The following is a 23,311-nucleotide window of genomic DNA, read 5'->3' on the forward strand; positions in this document are numbered from 1 at the left end:
CTTCCCGGCTGGTCGTCACCCATTCCGATGAATTGCCCGCCATCGGCGTGAATCGACGATCCAGAAGCCCTCGTACTGTGCAGAGAGGCCATGACTCGAACTGGGGACGCGACCATGATCCCGATCGTCGTCAGTCGATTCCTCGGCCGACCGTGTCCGTCGACAGACGTGCGGTCCTCGCTCCACGTGAAGGTGATCGCCGGGGTGACCCCTCCGGTGTCGCCTGTGCCGCCGGGCTCGTGTGTGCGAGCCGCCGGGAATGGCCCGTGCACACCGTCGTCACGGTGTCGCCGTGGACAACACGGGAACGGCCCTGGCGGCAGCCGGTCCGTTGATGATCGGGCGACCCGCCCGGATCGGTCCTGCTCGACAGACGGGAGAGCAACGATGCTCGACGATCGCAGCCGCAGGTGTTCTCGACTGCAGCAGACGGCATGCTGGGGGACCAGGGTCGGCTGATGGCCCGTCCCCGAGGACCTGGGCGGCCAGCTCGCCGGTCAGGCCGGCGGCGGGAAGATGGTGTCGATCTCGGCCAGGTCGGTCGGGGTCGGCGTCCAGGCCGATCCCGCCTCGGCGTTGGCCACCACCTGCTCGGGCCGGGTCGCGCCGGCGATCACCGAGGCCACCGGGTCCTGGGCGAGCAGCCAGCCGAACGCCACGTGCAGCATGGTGAGCCCGCGGGCCTCGGCGAACATCTGCAGCCGGTCCAGCGCCTCCCAGGGCGCGGACTCCAGCAGCTCCGGTTTGATCCGGGCCAGCCGACTGTCGGCCGGGGCGTGGCTGCGGGTGTACTTGCCCGACAGCAGGCCGTTGGCCAGCGGGAAGAACGGCAGCACCCCGACGCCGGCGGCGCGGGCGGCCGGCAGCAGCTCCCGTTCCAGTTCGCGCCGCAGCAGCGAGTACTCGTTCTGGGCTGAGACGAAGGGTGCCCGGCGTTCGGTGCGGGCGGTCCAGGCCGCGTCCGTCACCTGCCACCCGGCCAGGTTCGACGACCCGACGTAGCGCACGGTGCCGGCCTGGACCAACTCGTCCAGAGCGGCCAACGTCTCGTCGATCGGCGTGACCGGGTCGGGCTCGTGCAGCTGGTACAGGTCGATCCAGTCGGTGCGCAGCCGCCGCAGTGAGGCGTGCACGGCGGCCCGGATGTAGCGACGGGAGCCGCGGGCGCCGTCCACCGGGCCGTTCGCGCCGTCGACGTCCAGCCCGAACTTGGTGGCCAGCACGATCTCGTCCCGGCGGCTGCCGAGCGCCTCGCCGAGCAATGCCTCGCTGCGCCCGGCCGGCTGCCCGTACCGGTCGGCGGTGTCGAACAGGGTGATGCCGGCGTCGATCGCGGCGTGCACCACCGCCCGAGTGCCGGCCAGATCCTCGGTGGCCGTGCCGGGTCGGCCGAAGTTGTTGCATCCCAGGCCCGTGGTCGACACGGTGAGGCCGGAGCGCCCGAGTTGTCGTCTGCCGGTGGTCATGGGCGCAGCGTAGAGGCGACGTCCGACGCTCACGCTCCGTGGCTTCCTCCGCGGGCTGCCCCGCTCGGGTGCTGACCGTGAGTGATGGTTCCGGGTGCGACATCTCGGTGTTCACCAGTTCGTCACGCCCCGGTCTCGTGGACTGTCGGATCCCGCAGGCATGATCCGAGCGCCGCTCGAACGAGCGGGCCGTGACCGGTGGTCACCGCCCGCCATCGGGCACGTCGACGACCACGAGAAGGAGGCCGGGTGTCCGGCAGCGCAGAGCGGTCCGAACCATCAGGAGGAGTCGCGTGAGCGAGGGACGAGCGAACGCGGCATCCGACCATCGGCGCAGCAGCAGTCCGGGGCGCGACGCGTCCGCCGCAGTACCCCGCCGCCGGGGCCGGTGGTTCGCCGCCGCGACCGTCGCGTTGGTCGGCGCCACCACGGTGGCCCTGCCCGCCGCCGCGGCCGCGGCACCCGTCCCGGGCTGGTTCGGATCGCTCGACCAGGCCACCAACGGCGTGGTCAGCACCGTCTCCGGCTGGGCGCTCGACCCGGCCGACGTCAACGGCACGGCCGAGGTGCACATCTACGTCAACGGCGTGGGCCAGGCCAACCTGCAGGCCGACCTGGCCCGTCCCGACGTGAACGCCGCCTTCGACCTCACCGGCGGGCACGGCTTCTCGGCCGAGGTGGCCCTGCAGCCGGGCAGCAACGAGGTCTGCGCCTGGATCGTCCCGTCGGACGCGGCGGCCAGTGTGCTGATGGGCTGCGCCACGGCGCAGGGCCCGGGCCCGGCCCAGGGCTCCCTGGACGCGGCGTTCGTGGCTGCGCCCGGCACGGCGCAGCTCACCGGCTGGGCGCTCGATCCGAACGACGCGGCTGAGCCCACCGAGGTCCACGTCTACGTCGACGGTGCTGGCTTCGCCTTCCCGGCGGACGGAGCCCGAGCCGACGTCAACGCGGTCCTGGGCGTCTCCGGCGACCACGGCTTCAGCGTCGAGGTCCCGCTGCAGGAGGGCGTGAACGACGTCTGCGCGTTCGCCATCGCACCGTCCGGCAACACCCTGCTGGGCTGCCGGACGATCCCGGGTTCGACGGCGGCGTTCGGTTCGCTCGACGCTGCCGTGGTCACCGTCACCGGTGACCAGATCGCACTGACCGGGTGGACCCTGGACCCGAACGCCCCGAACGCCGCCAGCGAGGTGCACGTCTACGTGGACGGCGTCGGGTACGCGCGCCAGTCGGTGCTGCCCCGCCCGGACGTCAACGCCGCGCTCGGCACCTCCGGTGATCACGGCTTCGCCGTGACCGTGCCGCTGCCCGAGGGCGAGCACACCGTGTGCGTGTTCGCCGTGTCGGCCACCGGCAACGACAACTCGCTGCTGGACTGCGGGACGGCGGTCGGCGAGGACACCGGCCTGACCACGCTGAACCTGCTGAACATCAACGACTTCCACGGTCGCATCGACGACAACGCCGTGGCGGTGGCCGGAACCGTGGAGCAGCTCCGCGAGGCCGGCGACGCGGACACCACCCTGCTGCTGTCCGCGGGTGACAACATCGGTGCCTCGCTGTTCGCCTCGTCGGTCCAGCAGGACCAGCCGACCATCGACATGCTGAACGCGATGGAGGTCTCGGCCTCGGCCGTCGGCAACCACGAGTTCGACCAGGGCTACCAGGATCTGGTCGGCCGCGTCATCGGCGGCGAGGACGGCAACGAGCCGGTCCACTTCCCGTACCTGGGCGCCAACGTCTACCTGGCCGGCACCGACGAGGAGCCGGCGCTGCAGGAGTACGCGGTGTTCGAGGTCGACGGCCTGCGGGTCGGCGTCATCGGCGCGGTGACCCTGGAGACCCCGTCGCTGGTCTCGCCCGGCGGCATCACCGAGATCACCTTCGGTGACCCGGTGGCGGCGGTGAACCGGGTCGCGGCCCAGCTGACCGACGGTGACGAGGACAACGGCGAGGCCGACGTGCTCATCGCCGAGTACCACGAGGGTGCCGGGGCCGGGACACCGGACGGTGCGACGCTGGAGGAGGAGATCGCCGGCGGCGGTGCCTTCGCCGAGATCGTCACCGGGACCTCGCCCGCGGTGGACGTGATCTTCACCGGTCACACCCACAAGGAGTACGCGTGGCAGGCGCCGGTGCCGGGCAGCGACGGCACCCGCCCGGTGGTCCAGACCGGTTCCTACGGGGCCAACATCGGCACGGTCTCCCTGGTCGTCGACGAGGCGACCGGTGACGTCGAGGCATCCGTGGCCGCGAACGTGGTCCGCACCACCAGCAACGACGCCCAGCTGATCGAAGCCTATCCGCGGGTCGCCGCGGTCAGCGGCATCGTGGACGCTGCGCTGGCCGAGGCGGCCGAGGTCGGCGACACCCAGGTCGGCAGCGTCACCGCCGACATCACCACCGCCTTCAGCGGGGGCAGCTGGTCGGGTGGCGTCTACGTCGGTCAGCCGGCCACGCCGGACAACCCGACGCCGGGCCGGGACGACCGGGCCAGCGAGTCGGCCCTGGGCGACCTGGTCGCCGACGCCCTGCGCGACAGCCTGGGCTCGGAGGACCGCGGCGGCGCCGAGCTGGCCGTGGTCAACCCCGGCGGGCTGCGGGCCGAGCTGCTGTACGGCGAGGACGGCGTGATCACCTACGCCGAGGCCAACGCGGTGCTGCCGTTCGTGAACAACCTGTGGACGACCACGCTGACCGGCACGCAGCTGATCGAGCTGCTCAACCAGCAGTGGCAGACGGACGCCAACGGCAACGTGCCGTCGCGGCCGTACCTGCAGCTGGGACTGTCCGGCAACGTCACCTACACGTTCGACGACAGCCTGCCGGCGGGGCAGCGGATCACCTCGGTCACCATCGACGGGGCGCCGCTGGACCCGGCGCGGGAGTACCGCGTCGGCACGTTCTCGTTCCTGATCACCGGGGGCGACAACTTCCGCGCCTTCACCGGTGGCACGGACGCGCGCGACTCCGGGCTGGTCGACCGGGACGCGTGGATCGAGTACCTGGAGGCGAACCCCGGCCTGACCCCGGACTTCGCCCGTCAGGCCGTGGAGGTCGCGGGTGTTCCCGCCGAGGTCGCGGCCGGCGAGACGATCGAGTTCCAGGTGTCGGGGTTGGACCTGACCAGCCTGGGCGCGCCGGAGAACATCGAGCTGGCCGTCCGGATCGGTGATGTCGAGCTGGCGCCGGTGACCGTGGCCGACGGCCAGGCCACCGTCGAGATCGACGTGCCGGCCGAGCTGAGCGGGGCGACCAGCATCGTGCTGACCGCCGCGCCGTCCCAGACCGTGGTCACCATCCCGCTGACGGTCACGGCCGGCTCGGAGACCACCGTCCCGACGACGCCGAGCACCACGCCGGCCGATCCGACCGACGTCAGCACGACGCCGGCCGAGCCGGGCACCACCACGAGCACGACCTCGACGGCGCCGGAGACCACCGAGACCACCACCCCGGGGACCTCGACCTCCGGCACCACGACGACCAGCGCCATCCCGTCGTCCAGCACGACCAGCACGACGACGGCGAGCACCACGGCGCCGGCGTGATCCGCTGAGCAGTCGGGGATCCCCCGGTCGACTCGGTCGACCGGGGGATCTCTCGTTGTCCGGGCGCCTCCGCGGCCTGGACGCGTCGGGCGCTGGTGACCGGGCGGACCCGTCGGTCGAGGGTCGGACCTCGTCGCTCAGGGGTCGGACGTGCCGGCGCTCAGCGGCGCCGGTCGGTGCCGCGGGGGTCGTCGGCCGGTGGGGCGCCGCCGTAGCCGGGCAGTGACACCTCGATCGACGGCATCGACGGCATCGACGGCACCGACGGCACGGTCCGGGTCTCCGGGTCCGGCACGGCCGGCACGATCACGACGGTGCCACCCTGCCGAGGGCTCTCGGCCGGCGGTGCCGCTGGGGCCGCGGGCACGGCCGGAGCGGCCGGGGCTGCGGGTGCCGCCGGAGGCGGAGCGGCGGGCGGCTGAGCAGAGGAGGCGGTCGGACGTCGCTCGACGTTCCGGCCCTCGGTCAGCTCGGGCGGTGCCGCATTCGGCGCCGGCTCCGGTGCGACCGGGGCCTCGGTCCGCGGAGTGCGCGACCGCGGCGACGGAGCAGCCTCGGCGGGGCGGGCGGGTGCGGCGGACGGCGGCGCCGGAGCGGGAGCCGCTGGCGGGACAGCGGCGGCGTCCGTGACCGGGACGGCCGCGGACGCCACCGGGGCCTGAGCCGGATCCGCGGACGTCACCTCGGATGACACCGCCGACGGCACCGCCGTGGTCGCGGCGGCCACCTGCTCGGTGGTGGGTGCCACCACCTGCACCGAGCGCACCGCGGTGGCCGAGGTCGGCGGTGCCGTGGTCGACGACGGGACATCCACACCCGCCGGATCCACGGCGCCACCGGTCACCTCGAAGGTGATGACCACGCCGGTCACGACCACGGCCGCGGCGCCCACCACCGCGGCGAGCGTGCGACGACGGCCGGGCGGGCGTCCGGACGACGCGGGCGGCGGGCTGGTGGGCATGGACGGCAGCTCGGCGGACGGGTCGACGGGTGGTTCCTCCTCGGCCGGCCCGAGCAGTTCGGTGGTCAGGTCGGGCCATTGGGTCTCGGCCGCGGAGATGGGCGCCACGGGCACGACCGAGGGGTTCGCGACCGGCCGCCTGACCGCAGCCGGACCCGGTGCCGCACCGCCGGTTCGGATCGGGGCAGACCGGGGGTGTGGGAGCGTCGAACGCATCGTGACGCCCTGCGCCGCGTCGGCGGTGCGGTACTCCTCGAGCAACGCGGTCAGGGCCGCGGACCGGCTGAACCCGGAGGGTGGGACCGAGGTGGCTGCCTCGGCCCGGACGTCGGGCCCGGGCGTGCCGGCGGCGTGCCGTCCGCCCGACTCACCGTGATCGGCTGCTGTGCTTCCGCTCCCGTCGTCCGGCGCAGCGTGCAGACCGACCGACCGCGACTCTCGCGTGACCACTGCTGACCCCCTCGTGCTGGATGGGGTTGTTGGTCCGGCCGTCACGTGCGGCCGGCGATCACTTCGCACCCCCCGACGCGCGGCAACCCCACTCGGCCCCAGCCTTTCACCTGATCGGACGTCGTGTCGAGCTTCGATATGGCAACTTCATGGCGTAGGGGCATCGTTGATCGTGTGGTGTACCACCGGATCTCGGTCGGGTCGCCGCACCGGGCGGTGCCGTCGCCGCTGAACAGCGACGACGGCCGACCACCCGGCACGGTCGGTGATCATCAGGTGCCTGGGTCGGCACGGTGCTTCGCCCGAGCCGAAGCCCTGCGACCATGGTCGCCAGGTCCACCGACCGACGGCGGACGTGCGGCGGATGTGCAAGAAGGACGTGCCCATGTCGGAGTCCGGCCCGATCGACCAGCCCCGCGCGGCCGCAGCATCCACCGCCGGACTCGGTGACCCACCGCGGCCGGACCCCTGGATGCCCCCGCCCGCCCGCGCCGGTCAGCCACCCGGCGGACCGGGTCAGCCGCCGGCCGGAGCCGACCAGCCGACCGCCCCGCCGATCACCGAGCCGATCCACCTGCCGATCCCGCTGTCGATCCAACTGTCGATCCCACTGTCGATCCCGCAGCCGAGCCCAGTGCCCGCCGCCGGGGACCGACCGGCCGACCGGCAGCGGCCCGGGTCCGACCCGGCGCCCCAGTCCCTACCGCCGTCCGCACCGCAGCGCACCGGCTGGTCGTTGCGGGACGTGCTGGCCGCGTTCGGCGTCATCCTGCTGGTCACCACCGGCGTGCAGACGGTGCTGCAGCTCAGCGACGTCCGGTCCGTCTCGTCGGTCAGCGTCACCCTGGTGTTCGGGGTGCTGCCCATCTGGATCGGGCTGGTCGGCACCTGCTGGTGGGCGGTCCGGGCGCACGGCACCGGCAGCTTCGCCCGGGATCTCGGGCTGCGGTTCCGGTGGATCGACCTGGCCGTCGGACTGGGGCTCGGGGTGGGGCTGCGGGTGGCGGCGGTCGTGATCACGCTGCTCGTCCAGGGCGTCACCGCCAGCCGACCGAGTGGGAACGTGCCGTTCTCCGGGCAGGCGGGCGGCAACCCGATGCTCATCGCGCTGCTGGTGCTGTTCGTCGGGCTGCTGGGCCCGCTCATCGAGGAGGTCTTCTTCCGCGGACTCGGGTTGCGGTCGGCGCTGGCCACCCTGCAACGGGCCGACGCCCGCCGCGGCCGCCGGCCGCGGGACCGGCGCATGGCGGCCGTGTGGATCACCTCGTCGCTGTTCGCGTTCCTGCACTTCCCAGAGGTCACCGACGTGGTCTCGCTCGTCACCCTGGCTCCGACCCTGCTGCTGGGCGGCGTCGCGTTCGGGCTGGTGTCGATGCACTACCGGCGGATCGGCCCGGCCATCGTCGGCCACGTCGTGTTCAACGCCACCGCGCTGCTGCCGCTCGCCTTCGCCTGAACGCCATCCTGATCACGGCTGATCACCTGCGGCTGATCGGGACGGCGCGATTGAGATCACCTGGTCGGCGCGGTACAACCGTCGCCGGATGATCGCGATCACGAGGTCGCGCGCCCCCGCGACCACGTGTCGTGGGGGCGGATGCATCCTGTATCGGCATTCGCCAGGGTCGGCGCACCGTCGCTCCGCCCTGGCCGTGTGGGTTCCACCTCGGTGACAGGAACGGATCTGGTCATGGCTCTGCTGAGTCCTGCTCGTGGCGGCGCGATGCCGCAACCCGCCCGTGGCGTCTGGCCCGGACTGTTCGACGTGCCCAGCTCGGGACTGCACGCCGCCGTCGCGCGCCGTGTGCTGCAGGGTGCCGCCCGCAACCTGCCGCTGACCGTCGCCTTCCCGGACGGCAGCAGCTGGGGGACCGGCGGTCCGCGGCTGCAGGTCGTCCGGCCCGAGGCGTTCTTCGCCCGGCTCGGCCGGGACGGGCTGATCGGCCTGGGCGAGGCGTGGATGACCGGGGACATCACCACCGGCGGGTGGGCCGCGCCGCTCGCCGACCAGCCGGCCGGGACGATGACCGCGAGCGCGGGGCAGATCAACGAGGCCACCGACGAACTGGCCGAGGTGCTCACCGTGCTGGCCAGCCGGCTCACCATGCTGGTGCCGGCGCCGCTGCAGAAGCTGCGCAAGTACTGGCAGCACCGGCCGCCGGCGTCGGAGGACAACACCCCGACCAACGCCCGGGAGAACATCCACCGGCACTACGACCTGTCCAACGATCTGTTCGAGACGTTCCTGGACCCGACGCTGACGTACTCGGCGGCCTGGTTCGAACCGGGTGACGACCTGCAGACCGCGCAGCTGCGGAAGATCGACGGCGTGCTCGACCTGGCTCGGGTGGCCCCCGGGATGAGGGTGCTGGAGATCGGCTCGGGCTGGGGAGCACTGGCCCTGCGCGCGGTGGCCGAGCGCGACGTCACGGTGACCACGCTGACGTTGTCGGAGGAGCAGCAGGCGCTCGCCCGGGAGCGGATCGCCGCGGCCGGGCTGGCCGACCGGATCGAGGTCCGGCTCGAGGACTACCGCACGCACGCTGCGGCCAACCCCGGCGGGTACGACGCCGTGGTGAGCGTCGAGATGATCGAGGCGGTCGGCGAGCGGTACTGGCCCGACTACTTCCGCGCGGTCGCGCGGGTGCTCACCGAGTCCGGTCGCTTCGGTCTGCAGGCCATCACCATCGGGCACGACCGGATGATCGAGACGCGCAACAGCTACACCTGGGTGCACAAGTACGTGTTCCCGGGCGGCGCGCTGCCGTCACTGCGGGCCATCGAAGGCACCCTGGTCGAGCACACCGACCGGCGCATCCTGGAGAGCCGCCGGCTGGGCCGTTCGTACGCGATCACCCTCGAGCTGTGGCGGCACCGCTTCAACGAGCAGCTGCCCCGGATCCGCGAGCTCGGCTTCGACGAGACGTTCATCCGGATGTGGAACTTCTACCTGACCTACTCGCAGGCCGGCTTCGCCGCGGACTACCTGGACGACTGGCAGCTGGGCATCGGCCGGGCCTGATCCTCACCGGGTTGGCGCGTACCCCGTGTCGCCCGGACCTCTTCTTGGTGAAGACCCGCGCTCCCGCGCGAGTCGTTGTGCGGGTCTTCCCCGAGCCGACCGCTCAGGGCCCCCCTGCCGGACTGGTGTGCACGGTCAGCTCGGTCAGCCGTCGGGTGTGGCTGACGGCGTGCTGTTCGGCGGCATGGGCGACGCCCTGGGCCTGCAGCGCGGTCAGGGCCGGGTCCACCTCGATGTCGGCCTCGCCGCGGAGCTGGTGGCCCGACCAACGCATGCGCACGCGCCGGACGCCGCGGACGCCCGGCGTGGTGCGCAGGGCATCCGCGACCGTCTCGACGAGCTGCGGCTCCACGCCGTCGAGCAGCCGCCGGAACACCTCGCGCCCGGCGGTGCTCAGCACCAGCAGGATGGCCACGGCGATGACGATGCCGGAGACCGGGTCGGCGGCGGGCCAGCCGACCCACACGCCGAGCGCGCCGAGCACGACGGCCAGCGAGGTGAGGCCGTCGGTGCGGGCGTGCAGACCGTCGGCGACCAGGGCAGCGGAACCGAGCGCCGGGTCGAGACCAGCCGCGCCATGCGCAGTTTCGCCAGGTGCTGCCAGACCGCCGGGCCGAGGCGGTTGAGCTGGGCGGCGAGCTCGTTGACCGGCAGCTCGCGGTCGATGAGGGACCACAGCAGCTGGACCCGCGTCGGGTCGGCCAGCATGCGGAACACCTCGACGGCCAGAGCGACCTGGTCGGCGGCGAGCACGCGCCGGCATGCCTGCTTGTCTGCATCCATGCGCAGATATCAAATGATCCGAGCCGGGGTGCGGTCACGGGGGTGCGGCGATCGGTGGACATCCGGGCCTCGAGCGCTGGAAGGCGTGACGGGCTGCCGCGGTGGAGCCGCGACGGTGGATGCCGCGCCAGCAGATGCGCTGATCGACGACCTGACCGGTCGAACGGTCGATGCCGCCGAGGGCGTTGCCCGTCCGCTCCAGCTGAGCGGCGGCACCCCGGCGCCGACCCGCTGATCGAGCAACGCCGAGCTGACACCGCGTTCCTATGCTGGGTCCTGCGAGACGCCCGACCCGGGTGGACCGGACGCCGCGGGGGAGGCCGATGTCCGAGCGCACAGAGGTGACCGAGCCGGCGGACGCCCCCCCGGTGGCGCCGCGACGCATCGCCGCGTTCGACGTGCTGCGGGGGCTGTGCATCGTCAGCATGACGACGGCGCACCTGGCCGCCGGCAGCCTGCCGTACGAGGTGTTGCACGCGGCGGTGTGGATCGACGGCGCGGTCGGGTTCGTCTTCCTCTCCGGCCTGGTGCTGGGCGTGGTGCAGCGATCCCGGGCCGACCGGCCCACCGGCGTGGTGACGAGGACGCTGCTGCGGCGGGCGGGGCTGATCTACCTGGCCCACCTGTTCCTGGTGGTGCTCGCGCTGGTGATCGCCGCGGTGGACCCGGAAAGGACCAGCACGCTGGCACCGCGACCGCTGGCCTCGGTCGACGGGGTCGGCGGCCTCGGCCCGACCATCTGGGCCGCGCTGACCCTGCGGATCTCGCCGCCGCTGGTGTCCATCCTGTCGCTGTACGTGGTGTGCCTGCTGCTGGCCGTGCCCGCGGTGCTGGCCCTGCGCCGGGGCTGGTGGCCGCTGGTCGTCGGCGGATCGCTGGTGCTGTACGCCGTCGGCTACGTCGTCGGCGAGGGCTCCACCGCCCTGCCCCGCTCGACCTTCACCTTCCCGCAGTTCCCCGGTGTACCGGGCGCGGTGAACTGGGCCTGCTGGCAGCTGCTGTTCCTGGTCGGGCTGACCATCGGCTGGCACTGGCGCAGCGAACGGGTGCAGTCCCTGGTCGGCAACGTGCGGGTGATCGCCGCCGCGGCCGTCGCGCTGGCGCTGTTCGTCGTGCTGGGCTACGCGGTCACCGAGGGGCCGACGGCGATCTGGCGCACGTCGGTGCAGTCGCTCTTCCTGGAGGGACGACTCGGGCTGGGCACGATCGTCATGGCCCTGCTGGCCTTCCTGGTGCTGCGGCCGGCGGCGGCCTGGCTGCTCGACACGGTGCCGATGGTGGCCTCGCCGTTCGCCCGGCTCGGCCGGCACGCCCTGGACTGCTACCTGATCCTGTCGACCGTCGTGCTGCTGACGCCGAGCGTCTTCCGCCTCGAGGGCGCCTCGTTGCTGGCCACGCTGTACGCGTTCGACGTGCTGGTGCTGTGCTGGGTGTGGTGTCTGGTCCGCGACCGCCGTCGCGCCCGGCCACCCGCCCCGGTGCCCTGACGCGCGAACGATGCCCACCGACCTGCGGCGACCATCGACGCGGTCCGCGCCGACGACTATCGTGGGCGGGGAGCCGCCGGTGGCCGCCGACGACTCCCCTGGTACGGGCTCAGCCCCCTGTCAGGGACCGGACCACAGCAACGATCGCCCCGACGACTGAGCCAACGGCTGTCAACCACTTGGCCCAGTCGATCGGGGCTTTCGGCTGTCGCGGCGGATCGTGTTCATCCACCCGCACCACCTCCCTCCTGGGCGCGCTTCCGACCGGACCTTCCGGCAGCGCCCCTCGGAGTGAGGTGCGATCACTGTATGGATCACCACCGACCGTCCTTCCCGACCCGATCACGCTGAGGGCACACTGTCGGGCATGCCCGAACTGCCCGAGGTGACGGCGCTGGCGTCGTTCGTGACCGAGCATGCCGGCGGTCAGCCGGTGCTGGCCGTCAACGTCGCCGCGATGAACGTGCTGACCACGTACGAGCCGCCGCCGACGGCGCTGGTCGGGCGCACGGTCAGCCACGCGACCCGGCACGGCAAGTTCCTGGACATCGTCACGGTGCCCGGCCCGACCAGCGACAGCAGTCCAGGCGCCACCGATGATCCGGAGCTGCACGTCGTCATCCACCTGGCCCGGGCCGGCTGGCTGCGCTGGTCGGACAACCCGAGCGCGACGCCGCCGAAGATGGGCGGGCCGGTGGCGCTGCGGATGCGGTTCCCCACGGGCGGCTTCGACCTCACCGAGGCCGGTACCCGCAAGTCGGTGAACGTGGCGATCGGCCGGGATCCGCAGCAGGTCCCGGGCATCGCCCGGCTCGGTCCGGACGCGTTGACGCTCGACGCGGCCGGGTTCAAGGAGCGGTTCGCCGGGCAGAGCGGGCGGATCAAGACGGTGATCACCGACCAGGCCGTGCTGGCCGGCATCGGCAACGCCTACTCCGACGAGATCCTGCACGTGGCCAAGCTGTCGCCGTTCGCGACGGCGTCGAAGCTGACCGGCGAGGAGCTGGACCGGCTGGCCGACGCGGTGCACGACGTGCTGACCGACGCGGTGTCGCGCACCGAGGGGATGCAGGCGGCGCGGCTGAAGGGGGAGAAGCGCACCGGACTGCGGGTGCACGCGCGGACCGGCCTGCCCTGCCCGGTGTGTGGGGACACGGTGGCCGAGGTGTCGTTCACCGACCGCTCGTTCCAGTACTGCCCGACCTGCCAGACCGGCGGCCGGTTGCTGGCCGATCGGCGACGTTCGCGCCTGGTCAAGTAACCGACGCACCGACACGTCGTGAGCAGCCCGACGGCCGGTGATGCACCGCCGGCGGACACCGGCAGCGCCCCGGAACGTCAAAGGATCTTCACAGACTGCTCCGAACGAACGCACCTCTGCGGCGCTCGGGTGCTTGCCCCGAAGTCGATCTCCACCGGGGCGTGACCTTCCTAGTCTGGGCGGGCACCGGTGCGCGCCCGTCCTCACAGCGGAGTGGGGACACCGGGTCTGGGATCGCTGGGGCCGGTGTCGAGGGGGTTCGACGATGCGGCGAACAATCAGCCTGGCCGCCACCACCGCGATCGGTCTCGCTGCAGTGGTGGCGTTCGCGCCACCGGCCGCGGCCGGCGGGGACGGGTGGGGCGACCACGGCAGGTGGAGTGACGACGACCCGTGGCGCTGGCACGGTGGCTGGCACGGTGACTGGCACGGTGGCGACCACGGCAACGGGGAGACCCCCGATCCGGTGGTCGTGGTCAACGGCCTGAACAACCCGCGTGGGCTGTCCTGGCAGGGACGGGCCGGCGGCACCCTGGTCATCGCCGAGGCCGGCCGGGGCGGCGACGGTCCGTGCCTGACCGGGCCGGAGGGCGAGGTCTGCCTGGGGCTCACCGGCTCGGTGTCCACCGTCGACCGGCCCAGCCGGGTCGAGGGTTCGGCGCCGAACCGGGTGCTGACCGGGTTCCTGTCGGCCGCCGCGCCGGACGGGTCCGGGGCGACCGGGTCGGACGCGGCCGCCTGGACCGAGACCGGTGAGGTCCTGGTCCCGATCACCTACGGGCCCATCCCGCCCGACCTGACGGTCCCCGGCATCGAGCAGCTGGGCAACCTGGTCGTCGGCATTCCGGACAGCAACTCGCTGATCCCGTACGTGAGCATCGCCGCGGCGGAGCAGGCGCTGAACCCCGACGGCGGCGCCATCGACTCGAACCCGTACGGCGTGCTGTACCTGGGTCGCGAGGGTGACATCGCCAAGGCTCTGGTCGCGGACGCGGGCGCGAACGCCGTCTGGCTGGTCACCGCGGACTTCGGCCACCTGGACGACCGGGGCCTGCCGACGCCGACGTTCGAGGTGTGGTCGGTGTACCCGCCGGAGGAGGGCGTGCCGGAGTTCGTGCCGACCTCGTTGGCCCAGGACAAGTGGGGCAACATCTACGTCGGCGGGCTGGGTGCGCTGGCACCCGGGTACGGCGCGGTGGTCAAGTACGACCAGGACGGCACTGAGCTGGACCGGTGGGACGGCTTCACCGCCGTGACCGGCATCGCCGTGGACGGCAAGTACCTGTACGTCTCGCAGCTGTTCGGGCCGGAGGGCCCCGGTGGTCCTCCCGGAGGGGAGCCCCCGGTCGCCGCGCCGGAGGAGCCGCCGGCCGGTCCGCCCGGGACGGTGGTCCGGGTCGACACCCGCGACGACACCTACGTCTCGCAGGACGTGCCCTTCCCGGCCGGCCTGGTCGTCGATCGGCGGGGCAATGTGTTCGTCTCGGCGTGGAGTCTCTCCGACGAGGATGGGTCGTCGGCCTCCGAGGTCGCCCCGGCCACCCCGCCCGGTGCGGTGTGGAGGATCGGGTTCCCCAGGCGCGGTGACAGTCAGCCGCTGCCGGTGGTGGCCCCGCTGCCGACGAGCTGACGCGACACACATCCGGACCGTCCGTTCCGCCGAGCATCTCGGCGCGGCGGGCGGTCCGGGCGTCTCGGTCCGCCGATGAACGCGGAGAGGTGTCGGTGGCCGTGCCGGGTCTGTCGATGCTCGCGGTGGCAGTTCCCGCGTCGGGCCAGACGGCGGCGGAGCCGGCATGTCCTGCAGGTCGGTCGCCGACAGCCCGGTCATGCTCGGGAAATTCCGGCGGCACCACGCGGAGGCACCGGCGGATGCCAGGCAGATCTTCACCGTCTCGGCCGGCGGCCCACCGGGTGCTCAGCCCAACGCCGGCAGCGGCGCCCCGGCCGCGACCAGCTCGCAGCCGTGGTCGTAGTCGGCGTCGGCCTCGGAGGTCAGCACGCCGACCGTCACCTGCTGGCCGTCCTGGTCGCGGGTGTACCAGACGGTCCACCCGCCGTCGGGGTGCTCGACGAGGACGTCCCGATCCCAGCCGTCGCCCCAGGCGCCGTACTTGAGCGTGTGCGGGCCGATCTCGGACCAGAAGCCGGGCACGTCGCCCCATGCCTCGGTGGCGCCGGCCGCGTTCTCGCCGGCGATCTCGCCCATGATGGTCGCCTCGCCCCAGTGTTCGACCGCCAGATGCCGTCCGGCGGTGGCGTTCCGGGCGAAGGCGATGTCGCCCGCGGCGAACAGGCCGGGGATGCCGGTGGCCAGGTGCTCGTCGACCACCACCCGGTCGCCGTCCAGCGTGCAGCCGGCGTCGGCGGCCAGTTGGGTCTGCGGGTCGACGCCGACGGCGGTGAGCACCAGGTCGGCGGTCACGGACCGGCCGTCCTCGAGGTGCACCGCGCGGCCGTCCTCGATGGCGGCGACGTGCGCGTCGCCGATGAGGTGCACGCCGGCGTCGGCGAGCCAGGTGGCGATGCGCTCGGCGGCGGCCTGGCCGAGCCGGTGTCGCTGCGGCAGCGGTTCGGACGAGACCATGGTGACCGCGAGGCCGCGCAGGGCCAGTGACATGGCGGCCTCGCAGCCGATGAACCCGGACCCGACCACCACCGCACTGGCCGCGCGCTCGGCCCGGCCGCGGAGCTCCTGGGCCTGGTCCAGGAACCGCAGCTGCAGCACGTCCGGGTGGCCGCCGCCGGGGATCGGCAGCACCGCGGGCCGGCAGCCGGTGGCCAGCACGCACTGCTCGTACGCGACGGAACGGCCGGAGGCGGTGCGGGCCACCCGGGCGCCCGCGTCCAGCGAGACGACCGGATCGTCCAGCCACAGCTCGATGTCGTGTTCCTCGTAGTAACCGCGCCCGTCCAGCCACAACTCGGCCTCATCGGTCTCGCCGCGCAGGTAGTCCTTGGACAGCGGCGGCCGGTTGTACGGCTGCGCCTGGTCGTCGCTGACCAGCAGCACCCGGCCGGGGCCGTCGTCGTCGCGGTACCCGGCCACGGCGGAGTGGCCGGCGGGGCCGCCGCCGATGACCAGGAGGTGCACGTGGTCGTACGCCGTTGTCGATGCCATGCCGGTCTCGTTCCCCGTTCGGTCGTGTGCCGCTCACGGACCGTACGCCGCACTTGACCACTGCGGGCGACTGCGCGGCCACTGCGGCGTCGGTAGCGTCGAGGGTTCGGTCGGCGGCCGGGTGGCCGCCGGCAGCGGACGACATCGGGGGATGCCGTGGGAACAGCGGTGCGCTGGCTGCAGCCACGGGAGCCGGATGCCGCGGCGCGGGACATCCGGGTGGTGTACCAGGTGGCCTCGGCCGCAGCTGTGATCGGGCTGCTGTTGGTCCCACCGTCGACCTCGATCACCCATCTCGTCCTCACCATCGCGGCGTTCGCCGTCGGAGCCGCGCTCGTCGTCCCGGTGACCCGGCTGCTGCCGCGGGCCCGCCCGGCGGTCTGGGCGATCGTCCCGGTGTTCGGGGTGGCAGCGCTGGTGGCGGTCGACCTCGTCGTGCTGCCGAACCAGCCGGCATCCCTGCTGTTCTTCTTCTGTCCGGTGCTGTACGCCGCGGCGCAGTTGCCACCGCCAGGTGGGCGCGCCATCACCGCACTGTCGATCCTCGGGGCCGGGATCGTGGCGTTCAGCAGCTCGGGCGGTCGCCCGGCCGTGTTGAACCTGCTGTTCGTGGCGGTGGCCCTGGGCGTCTGCGGTTGGGTCATCGCCAAGTCCGAGGCCGCCCGGTGTGCGCTGGTCGCCCAGTTGCGCCGGCAGGCGGCGATCGACCCGCTCACCGGGCTGGTCACCCGTCGGGTGCTGGACGAGGCGGCGCGCTCGGCGCTGACCGGGGCGCAGAGCCATCACGGCACGGTGCTGATCCTGATCGACATCGACCACTTCAAGCAGATCAACGACCGGTACGGGCATCCGTGCGGCGACGAGGTGCTGCGCTGGGTGGCCACGATGCTGACGGCCCGTTCGCGACCGGACGACATCGTGTGCCGGATCGGCGGCGACGAGATCGCCGTGCTGCTGCCCGGTGCACCGCTGGCCGCCGGTCTGCTGCGGGCCGAGCAGATCATCGAGGACGTGCGGACGGCGCCGTTCGTCAGCTCCGACGGGCTGGAAATGACCGTCACGCTGAGCGTGGGCGTGGCCCACGCTCCGACCGATGCGCACGACCTGCGGTCGCTGTACGCGGCGGCCGACACCGTGCTCTACGCCGCGAAGCGGGCCGGCCGCAACCAGCTGGGGCAACGGTCGTCGCTGGCCGCGACCGAGCAGCCCTGAGCGAGTTCGGCGTTCAGACCCGGGCGGGGCGCACCGGGTCCTGTCCGGTCTCGGTGACCTGCCGCGCCACGTCGTGCAGCTTGGCGTTGCTCTCCTGCGAGGCCCGGACCAGCAGGGCGAACGCCCGATCGGCGGTGATCTTGTAGCGCTCCATCAGGACGCCCTTGGCCTGACCGATGAGGTCCCGGTTGGCCAGCGCCGAACGCATGTGGTGTTGCTGCTGGGCGCCCATCATGGCGATCGCCGCGTGGCTGGCCAGCAGGAGACCGACCTGCTCGGCCTCGTTGTCGAAGGCGTGCGGCTCCTCGGCGTACAGATTCAGCGCGCCCAGGTCGCGGTCCCGGACGAACAGCTGGAACGACAGCATCGAGCGCACGCCCAGCTCGGCGGCGCGCTGCGCGAACTGCGGCCAGCGCTGCTCGGCGGACATGTCCTCGACGCGGACGGTGGCGTCGTCCCTGATGGCGTCCAGGCACGGGCCCTGGTCGGTGTCGTACTGCGCCTGGTCGACCCGCTCGACCAGGTCGCTGGAGCCGGCGGGCGTCGTGATCGTGCGCTTCTCGATGAGCATGACGCCGGCGTGCGCCGCGCCCGGGATGTTGTCCACGGCGGCGCGCACGATGCGCTGCAACGTCTCGTCGAGGTCGGGTTCGGCCTCCAGCGACCGGGCCAGGTCGCTGAGGCGCTGGGCGAGTCCGGCGTCCGCGGACGCGCCACTGCTGGTGTGGCCGCGGACGTCGCCGGCCCGGTCGTCGGTCATGACAGCTCCTGGCGATGTCACGGGCCCGGGACCGCAGGGTTGTGGATCGGCCGCCGTGATCGCATCCAACGGCACAGGTTACTGAACCGATCGCCGGCGGGCCAAAGTCCTTCGCGGCGCCCCAAGGATCCGCCACGCTGAGTTCTCGCCCCTTTTACAGGGTGCTCCATACCGTCACCGGACGTGACGATGCGGGGTGGCGTTCGATGGTGAAGCAGCACAGCAGTGGGGATCCGACCCCGGAAGATCATCCGGCGGAGTCTGCCGGTGACGCGGCGGAGCCGACGACGGCCGGGTCGGACCGGGTTCCCGGGTCGGGTCCCAGCGGGAGCGCCGAGAGCCCGGAGAGCCCGGCGAGCCCAGAGGACTCCGAGACCGCCGACCGGTTCGCCATCCGGACGTACCAGCCGCCGACCGGCGGGGTGCAGTTCGCCGAGCGGCGGAAGCTGACCCCGCAGGAGCGGGCCGAGCGCCGGGAGCGGCGCCGCAAGCGCACCCGTCGGCAGCGGATCCTGTCCTGGTCGATGATCGGGCTGGGCGTGCTGATCATCGGCTCGATCGCGTGGGTGGGCTGGCGGACGTACCAGGCCTACACCCACCTGACCGCGGCGGCCGAGCACGTCAGCGACCTGCAGGGCGAGCTGGACGACCTGGCCGCGATCGATCGGGATGCGACGGCGCGGACGGTGGCCGCTCTGCGGGAGGAGGCGTCGGCGGCGCGCAGCGCGGTGGACGATCCGCTGTACCGGGCGGCCACCGTGGTGCCGTGGGTGGGCGACCAGCTGGACGCGGTGCGCGAGGTCGGTCTGGTGGTCGACGCGCTGTCCACCGAGGTGATGCCCTCGATGGTGCAGATCACCGACACCCTCGACCCGTCGGTGCTGGCACCCGAGGACAGCACCATCGACCTGGCCCCGATCCAGGCAGCGGCGCCGCTGCTCCAGCGGGCCGACGAGGTGGTGAACGACTCGCGGCAGCGGATGGCCGCCATCGACCGGTCGGACCTGGTCGGGCCGGTGAACGAGGCGGTCCTGGAGCTGTGGGGCAAGCTCGACCAGGCGGCCGGCATCACCGGCACGGGGGCGCGGGCCGCCCGGCTGCTGCCGCCGATGCTCGGCGCGGACGGGCCACGCACGTACCTGGTGGCCTTCCAGAACCTGGCCGAGCCGCGGGCCACCGGCGGCATCTTCGGCTCGTACGCGTTGGTGCAGGCCGACCAGGGTCGGGTGAGGATCCTCGACCAAGGTGCGGCCAGCCGGACGCTGGGCACGTTCGACCCGCCGATCGCCACCATCAGCCCGGAGCAGCGGGCGCTGTACTCGAACCTGATGACGATCTATCCGCAGGACGTCAACTTCACCCCCGACTTCCCGACCGCAGCCTCGCTGTTCGCGCAGATGTACACGGCGCGCAAGGGCACGGCGATCGACGGGGTGCTGGCGGTGGATCCGGTGGTGCTCTCGTACCTGATGAAGGGCAGTGAGCCGATCGACGTGGGAGGCGGGGTCACGCTCACCGCGGACAACGTGGCCCAGGTGCTGATGTCGGACGTCTATGCGAAGTTCCCGGACCTGCGCCAGCAGAACGACCGCGACGATTACCTGGCCGCCGCCACGGCGCTGGCCTTCAACCGGGTGGCCTCGGGCGCAGCGAACGCCTCCGCAATGGTGGACGGCCTGGCTCAGGGCGTCCGGGAGCGCCGGGTGATGCTGTGGAGCGCGGACACGACCGAACAGGCCGACATCGGCGCCACCATGCTGGCCGGGGCGCTGTCCACCGACGTCGAGCAGCCGACCATCGGGGTGTTCCTGAACGACGGCACCGGGGCCAAGCTCGGCTACTACCTGCACCAGGACGTGGCCGTCACCGAGGGCAAGTGCGCCGACGACGGTCGGCGGGAACTGCTGGTCGACGTGACCTTGCGGTACGACGCGCCGTCGTCGGGCCTGCCCGAGTACGTACTGGGTCTGCAGAAGGCGGGCACGGCGTACGTGCTGCAGACCAACGTGACCGCCTTCGCGCCGGTGGGTGGCGGCGTGGTGCGGGTGCTCAAGGACGACGGCATCGCGACCTTCACGCGCTCGCAGGACCAGTCGCGCGAGGCTGCCTGGACCACGGTGCAGCTGGCGCCGGGGGAGTCGACCACGGTGCAGTTCACGGTGCTCGGGCCGGTCGAGGGCGCCGGAACGGCGAGCGACGTGACGCCGGACCTGGTGTTGACGCCGGGCGTCCACACCACCTCGACGTCCATCGACACGTATCGCACCTGTCGCCTCCCGGACGCTGCGTGAGCCTGCATTCACACGTCTGTCACGCAGCGTTCCGGGTCGGGAACGATCTGTGACCGACAGCACAGATTGACCTGTCGGGGATGTGAAGCCGGTGTTCGGTCGCGCATCGTCACGGTGCGTAGCGCCAGCGGCGAGTCCAGCAGCTCTCGAAAGGATGACAACAAAACCTTCGAGTCGATTTCCGTGGCAGCAAGCAGCATCTGCTCATCCAACATCAACTTCACATCGGGCGAGACCCACATATGCTCCCTTCGTCGGAAGCTCTGGGGGGCAGGCGGATTGCCCGCAGGGAACAGCACGTCGATGGGGGCGGAAAACCACATGCTGCGCAAACTCGTTACACCTCTGCTTGCGATGCCGATCGCGTTCGTCGCGATCTCCGGCGTCGCGACCGCTGCGCCGACCGATGACTATCCGGCACCGGCGCCCGGCGCCGAGCCGGTCGTGTCCGCCGGTGGCGTCGGCGAGACGGCCGTCGTGGCCGTGCCGGCGAACTCCTTCATCCCGGGCGAAGAGGTCGCCTACACCATCGAGGGCCCGTCGATCGGTGGTGGCGCCGGTCAGGCGTTCCCGCTGAAGATGGAGACCATCACCGGTACGGCGGTCGCGGGGGCCGACGGCTCGGTGGCCATCTCCTTCACGCCGCTGGCCGAAGGCACCTACACGGTCACCTTCACCGGTCTGACCAGCGGCCGGTCGGTGTCGGTGTCGGTTCCGGTCGGCGACGACGTCGCCGGTCCGGGCGACGGTGACGGTGACGGTGACGGCAACGTGGGTGTGGTCATCGGGACCAACAACGGCACCGTGATCATCAACAACGGCACCCTGATCATGGGCGACGGCTTCATCGCCAACGAGCCGATCACCGTGACCGTGGTCTACGTGAACGGCGATGTCGAGACCTACGCGGTGGCTGCCGACAACGGCGGCGTGGTGAACTTCACCGTCACGCCGAAGCACACCGGCAAGACCGTGGTGAAGGTGACGGGCGACAAGTCCGGCTCTTGGGGCTCCAAGACGGTCTACGTCGAGGACGAGACCTGGACCGAGGTCTCCAGCACCACCACCGCGGCCTACGTCAAGGGTGCCTCCGGCACCTACGCCAGCAGCTCGGGCCTGGCCAACACCGGCGCCAGCGTCGCGGCTCCGCTGGCCATCGGCGGCACCGCGCTGGTCGCCGGCCTGGGTCTGCTGTTCTTCGGCACCCGGGGTGCGATCCGTCGGCGGGGGACGCACGTCTCCAGCTGACGCTGTCTGATCCTGACAACGCCCGGACCCGTTTGGGTCCGGGCGTTGTCGCGTCTCGGGAGCAGCGTGCTGTCGGGCTTGCCGCGGACGCCCGGTTCTCACGCGGACCATAACCGGCGGTTGGGAAGATCCTGGGGATCGTTCCAGGACCGGGTGCGACCCGAGCGCTGAGGACGAGGCAGTGGCGGCAGAGCGAAGGACGGCAATGAACTATCGGACCTGGGTTCGCGGTCTTCGGAAGTACTGGTGGGTCGTGCTCATCTGCACCGTGGTCGGTGCGGGAGTCGGGACGATCATCACCGTCGCAACCACGCCGCAGTACGCAAGCTCGGTCACGTTCTTCGTCCGGACGCCCACCGACCAGTTGGGCGGCGCGTACCAGGGCGATCAGTTCGCGCAGAAGCGGGTCAACTCCTACGCGCAGCTCGCCAAGAGCGGACGTCTCGGTCAGATGATCGCAGACGACACGCAGATCGACCTGAGCGCCGATCAGATCTCGAGCCGGATCACCGCCCGCGGTGATCTCAACACCGTGCTACTGAACCTGACCGTCACCGACACCGACCCGGAGCGGTCACTCGAGATCGCTGAGTCGGCTTCGGTCCAGATGGTCGACCTGGTGTCGCAGATCGAGACCGCTCCGGGGGCAACCGATCCGGGCGTCAGCCTCGAGGTGACCTCCGCCGCGCGCCTAGAGGCGAGTCCGGTGAGCCCCGACGCGGTGTTGAACATCGGCTTGGCGACCCTGATCGGTTTGATCGTCGGCACCGCGCTCGCTGGCCTGCGGGAGATGACCGACACATCGGTGCGCACGCCCGAAGATGTCGAGGACGCGACGGGTTCCGGTGTGCTCGCGGTCATTCCCTTCGACGCCGAGGCCGGCGAATCGCCGCTCATCGTCGACACGCATTCGCGATCCATACGCGCTGAGGCCTACCGACAGCTGCGCACCAACTTGGCCTTCGTCGACGTCGATCGTCCGATCCGACGGGTGCTGCTGACCTCCTCGGTCGCCGAGGAGGGCAAGTCCAGCACTGCGGTCAATCTTGCGGTCGCCTTCGCGGAGTCGGGGGAACGGACTCTGCTCATCGAAGCCGATCTCCGCCGCCCCCGGGTGGCCACGTACCTTGGTCTGGAGAGCGCAGTCGGACTGTCCGATGTCCTGGCGAATCGCGCTGAGCTGGACGACGTCCTGCAGCCGTGGGGCCGCGGCGGACTGACCGTGCTCCCGTGTGGGTCCATCCCGCCGAATCCGTCGGAGCTGTTGGCCAGCAGTGCGATGAGCAAATTGCTCGACGAGATCGACAAGACGTTCTCGATGGTCGTCATCGACACCGCGCCGCTGCTGCCGGTCACGGACGCCGCCGTGCTCTCCACCAAGGTCGACGGTGCCGTCGTTGTCGTCCGACACGGCCGGACGACTCGCCAACAGTTGCACACTTCGGCCGAATCACTGCGGGCCGTCGACGCACGGGTGCTCGGCACAATCCTCAACCGGGTCCCGATCTCCGGCGCGGATTCGTACTCGTACTACGGCTACGGGTCGTACCAGCCACACGAGAACACCTCGTCGCACTCAGCGGGCGATGCCGGCGGAGAGGTGTCGAGCGGCAAGCACCGTCCAGACGGCGGGGAGTCCGAGGTGGCCACCAGCCAGGTCGCCGTTCGCAGCGGGAAGTGATCTGTGTCAATGCTCGC

General features: G+C 71.9%; 16 protein-coding genes and 1 pseudogene. 10 read left to right on the top strand and 7 right to left on the bottom strand.

All coding sequences use genetic code 11. The annotated features are described in order from the left end of the window. Positions 1-497 precede the first annotated feature (497 nt). Entirely contained in the window at positions 498-1,466 is a 969-nt protein-coding gene (locus tag JL106_RS17590; protein ID WP_205262063.1) for an aldo/keto reductase, read from the bottom strand. A gap of 293 nt (positions 1,467-1,759) precedes the next feature. Between JL106_RS17590 and JL106_RS17595 the strand changes: the two genes are divergently transcribed. Further along, a complete protein-coding gene (locus JL106_RS17595) occupies positions 1,760-5,017 on the top strand; it encodes a bifunctional metallophosphatase/5'-nucleotidase (RefSeq protein WP_205262064.1) in 3,258 nt (1,085 codons plus the stop codon). 160 nt (positions 5,018-5,177) lie between these two features. On the opposite strand, the gene JL106_RS17600 is transcribed toward JL106_RS17595, so the two are convergent. Beyond that, positions 5,178-6,086: a hypothetical protein gene (locus tag JL106_RS17600; protein ID WP_205262065.1), complete on the bottom strand. Its 909-nt coding sequence runs from the start codon at positions 6,084-6,086 to the stop codon at positions 5,178-5,180. 814 nt (positions 6,087-6,900) lie between these two features. Here JL106_RS17600 and JL106_RS17605 point away from each other — a divergent pair. Both JL106_RS17605 and JL106_RS17610 read left to right on the top strand, forming a co-directional pair. Next, complete coding sequence (locus JL106_RS17605; RefSeq protein WP_205262066.1) at positions 6,901-7,884, top strand: CPBP family intramembrane glutamic endopeptidase; 984 nt, start codon at positions 6,901-6,903, stop codon at positions 7,882-7,884. A 234-nt stretch (positions 7,885-8,118) separates the two neighbouring features. Next, the gene (locus JL106_RS17610; protein WP_205262067.1) at positions 8,119-9,450 is read left to right on the top strand and encodes an SAM-dependent methyltransferase; all 1,332 of its coding nucleotides are present in this window, start codon (positions 8,119-8,121) and stop codon (positions 9,448-9,450) included. 103 nt (positions 9,451-9,553) lie between these two features. Here the strand turns inward: JL106_RS17610 and JL106_RS17615 are convergent, their stop codons facing one another. Further along, positions 9,554-10,054: a cation diffusion facilitator family transporter gene (locus tag JL106_RS17615; RefSeq protein ID WP_236007908.1), complete on the bottom strand. Its 501-nt coding sequence runs from the start codon at positions 10,052-10,054 to the stop codon at positions 9,554-9,556. After that, a pseudogene (locus tag JL106_RS22615) lies at positions 10,003-10,233 on the bottom strand (ArsR/SmtB family transcription factor); the annotation flags it as partial. The pseudogene JL106_RS22615 and the gene JL106_RS17615, both read right to left, overlap by 52 nt. Positions 10,234-10,556: 323 nt before the next feature. Between JL106_RS22615 and opgC the strand changes: the two are divergent. From opgC to JL106_RS17635, 3 genes are all read left to right on the top strand, one after another. Beyond that, the gene (opgC, locus tag JL106_RS17625; RefSeq protein ID WP_205262070.1) at positions 10,557-11,720 is read left to right on the top strand and encodes an OpgC domain-containing protein; all 1,164 of its coding nucleotides are present in this window, start codon (positions 10,557-10,559) and stop codon (positions 11,718-11,720) included. Positions 11,721-12,087: 367 nt separating this feature from the next. Next, positions 12,088-12,981: an Fpg/Nei family DNA glycosylase gene (locus tag JL106_RS17630; protein ID WP_205262071.1), complete on the top strand. Its 894-nt coding sequence runs from the start codon at positions 12,088-12,090 to the stop codon at positions 12,979-12,981. A gap of 265 nt (positions 12,982-13,246) precedes the next feature. Continuing rightward, a complete protein-coding gene (locus tag JL106_RS17635) occupies positions 13,247-14,611 on the top strand; it encodes a ScyD/ScyE family protein (RefSeq protein WP_205262072.1) in 1,365 nt (454 codons plus the stop codon). A 288-nt stretch (positions 14,612-14,899) separates the two neighbouring features. Here JL106_RS17635 and JL106_RS17640 read toward each other — a convergent pair whose 3' ends face one another. After that, positions 14,900-16,102, bottom strand: coding sequence for an NAD(P)/FAD-dependent oxidoreductase (locus JL106_RS17640; protein WP_205262073.1), 1,203 nt, complete (start codon positions 16,100-16,102; stop codon positions 14,900-14,902). Positions 16,103-16,258: 156 nt separating this feature from the next. Between JL106_RS17640 and JL106_RS22230 the strand changes: the two genes are divergently transcribed. Then, positions 16,259-17,314: a GGDEF domain-containing protein gene (locus tag JL106_RS22230; protein WP_205262074.1), complete on the top strand. Its 1,056-nt coding sequence runs from the start codon at positions 16,259-16,261 to the stop codon at positions 17,312-17,314. A gap of 13 nt (positions 17,315-17,327) precedes the next feature. Here JL106_RS22230 and JL106_RS17650 read toward each other — a convergent pair whose 3' ends face one another. Further along, positions 17,328-18,074 carry a GAF and ANTAR domain-containing protein gene (locus JL106_RS17650; RefSeq protein ID WP_205262075.1) on the bottom strand — a complete coding sequence of 249 codons (747 nt, stop codon included), beginning with the start codon at positions 18,072-18,074 and terminating at the stop codon, positions 17,328-17,330. Between the two features lie 206 nt (positions 18,075-18,280). Between JL106_RS17650 and JL106_RS17655 the strand changes: the two genes are divergently transcribed. Then, positions 18,281-20,365, top strand: a complete 2,085-nt coding sequence (locus tag JL106_RS17655) for a DUF4012 domain-containing protein (protein ID WP_205262076.1) — start codon at positions 18,281-18,283, stop codon at positions 20,363-20,365. A gap of 8 nt (positions 20,366-20,373) precedes the next feature. Here the strand turns inward: JL106_RS17655 and JL106_RS17660 are convergent, their stop codons facing one another. After that, positions 20,374-20,688, bottom strand: coding sequence for a hypothetical protein (locus JL106_RS17660; protein ID WP_205262077.1), 315 nt, complete (start codon positions 20,686-20,688; stop codon positions 20,374-20,376). A 31-nt stretch (positions 20,689-20,719) separates the two neighbouring features. Here JL106_RS17660 and JL106_RS17665 point away from each other — a divergent pair, with 31 nt between their 5' ends. Together JL106_RS17665 and JL106_RS17670 are read left to right on the top strand one after the other, a co-directional pair. Then, complete coding sequence (locus JL106_RS17665) at positions 20,720-21,613, top strand: hypothetical protein (protein WP_205262078.1); 894 nt, start codon at positions 20,720-20,722, stop codon at positions 21,611-21,613. Between the two features lie 205 nt (positions 21,614-21,818). After that, complete coding sequence (locus JL106_RS17670; RefSeq protein ID WP_205262079.1) at positions 21,819-23,294, top strand: polysaccharide biosynthesis tyrosine autokinase; 1,476 nt, start codon at positions 21,819-21,821, stop codon at positions 23,292-23,294. Positions 23,295-23,311: the final 17 nt, after the last annotated feature.

The sequence above is a fragment of the Nakamurella leprariae genome (assembly GCF_016918035.1).
In the GTDB taxonomy this organism is placed as follows: domain Bacteria; phylum Actinomycetota; class Actinomycetes; order Mycobacteriales; family Nakamurellaceae; genus Nakamurella; species Nakamurella leprariae.

Excerpts from the sequence above, each read along its gene's own strand:
- JL106_RS17655 (WP_205262076.1), top strand. The coding sequence starts at position 18,281 with ATGGTGAAGCAGCACAGCAGTGGGGATCCGACCCCGGAAGATCATCCG.
- JL106_RS17660 (WP_205262077.1), bottom strand. The coding sequence starts at position 20,688 with ATGTGGTTTTCCGCCCCCATCGACGTGCTGTTCCCTGCGGGCAATCCG.
- JL106_RS17640 (WP_205262073.1), bottom strand. The coding sequence starts at position 16,102 with ATGGCATCGACAACGGCGTACGACCACGTGCACCTCCTGGTCATCGGC.
- JL106_RS17635 (WP_205262072.1), top strand. The coding sequence starts at position 13,247 with ATGCGGCGAACAATCAGCCTGGCCGCCACCACCGCGATCGGTCTCGCT.
- JL106_RS17630 (WP_205262071.1), top strand. The coding sequence starts at position 12,088 with ATGCCCGAACTGCCCGAGGTGACGGCGCTGGCGTCGTTCGTGACCGAG.
- JL106_RS17670 (WP_205262079.1), top strand. The coding sequence starts at position 21,819 with ATGAACTATCGGACCTGGGTTCGCGGTCTTCGGAAGTACTGGTGGGTC.
- JL106_RS17590 (WP_205262063.1), bottom strand. The coding sequence starts at position 1,466 with ATGACCACCGGCAGACGACAACTCGGGCGCTCCGGCCTCACCGTGTCG.
- JL106_RS17605 (WP_205262066.1), top strand. The coding sequence starts at position 6,901 with ATGCCCCCGCCCGCCCGCGCCGGTCAGCCACCCGGCGGACCGGGTCAG.
- JL106_RS17665 (WP_205262078.1), top strand. The coding sequence starts at position 20,720 with ATGCCGATCGCGTTCGTCGCGATCTCCGGCGTCGCGACCGCTGCGCCG.
- JL106_RS17610 (WP_205262067.1), top strand. The coding sequence starts at position 8,119 with ATGGCTCTGCTGAGTCCTGCTCGTGGCGGCGCGATGCCGCAACCCGCC.
- JL106_RS17650 (WP_205262075.1), bottom strand. The coding sequence starts at position 18,074 with ATGACCGACGACCGGGCCGGCGACGTCCGCGGCCACACCAGCAGTGGC.
- opgC (WP_205262070.1), top strand. The coding sequence starts at position 10,557 with ATGTCCGAGCGCACAGAGGTGACCGAGCCGGCGGACGCCCCCCCGGTG.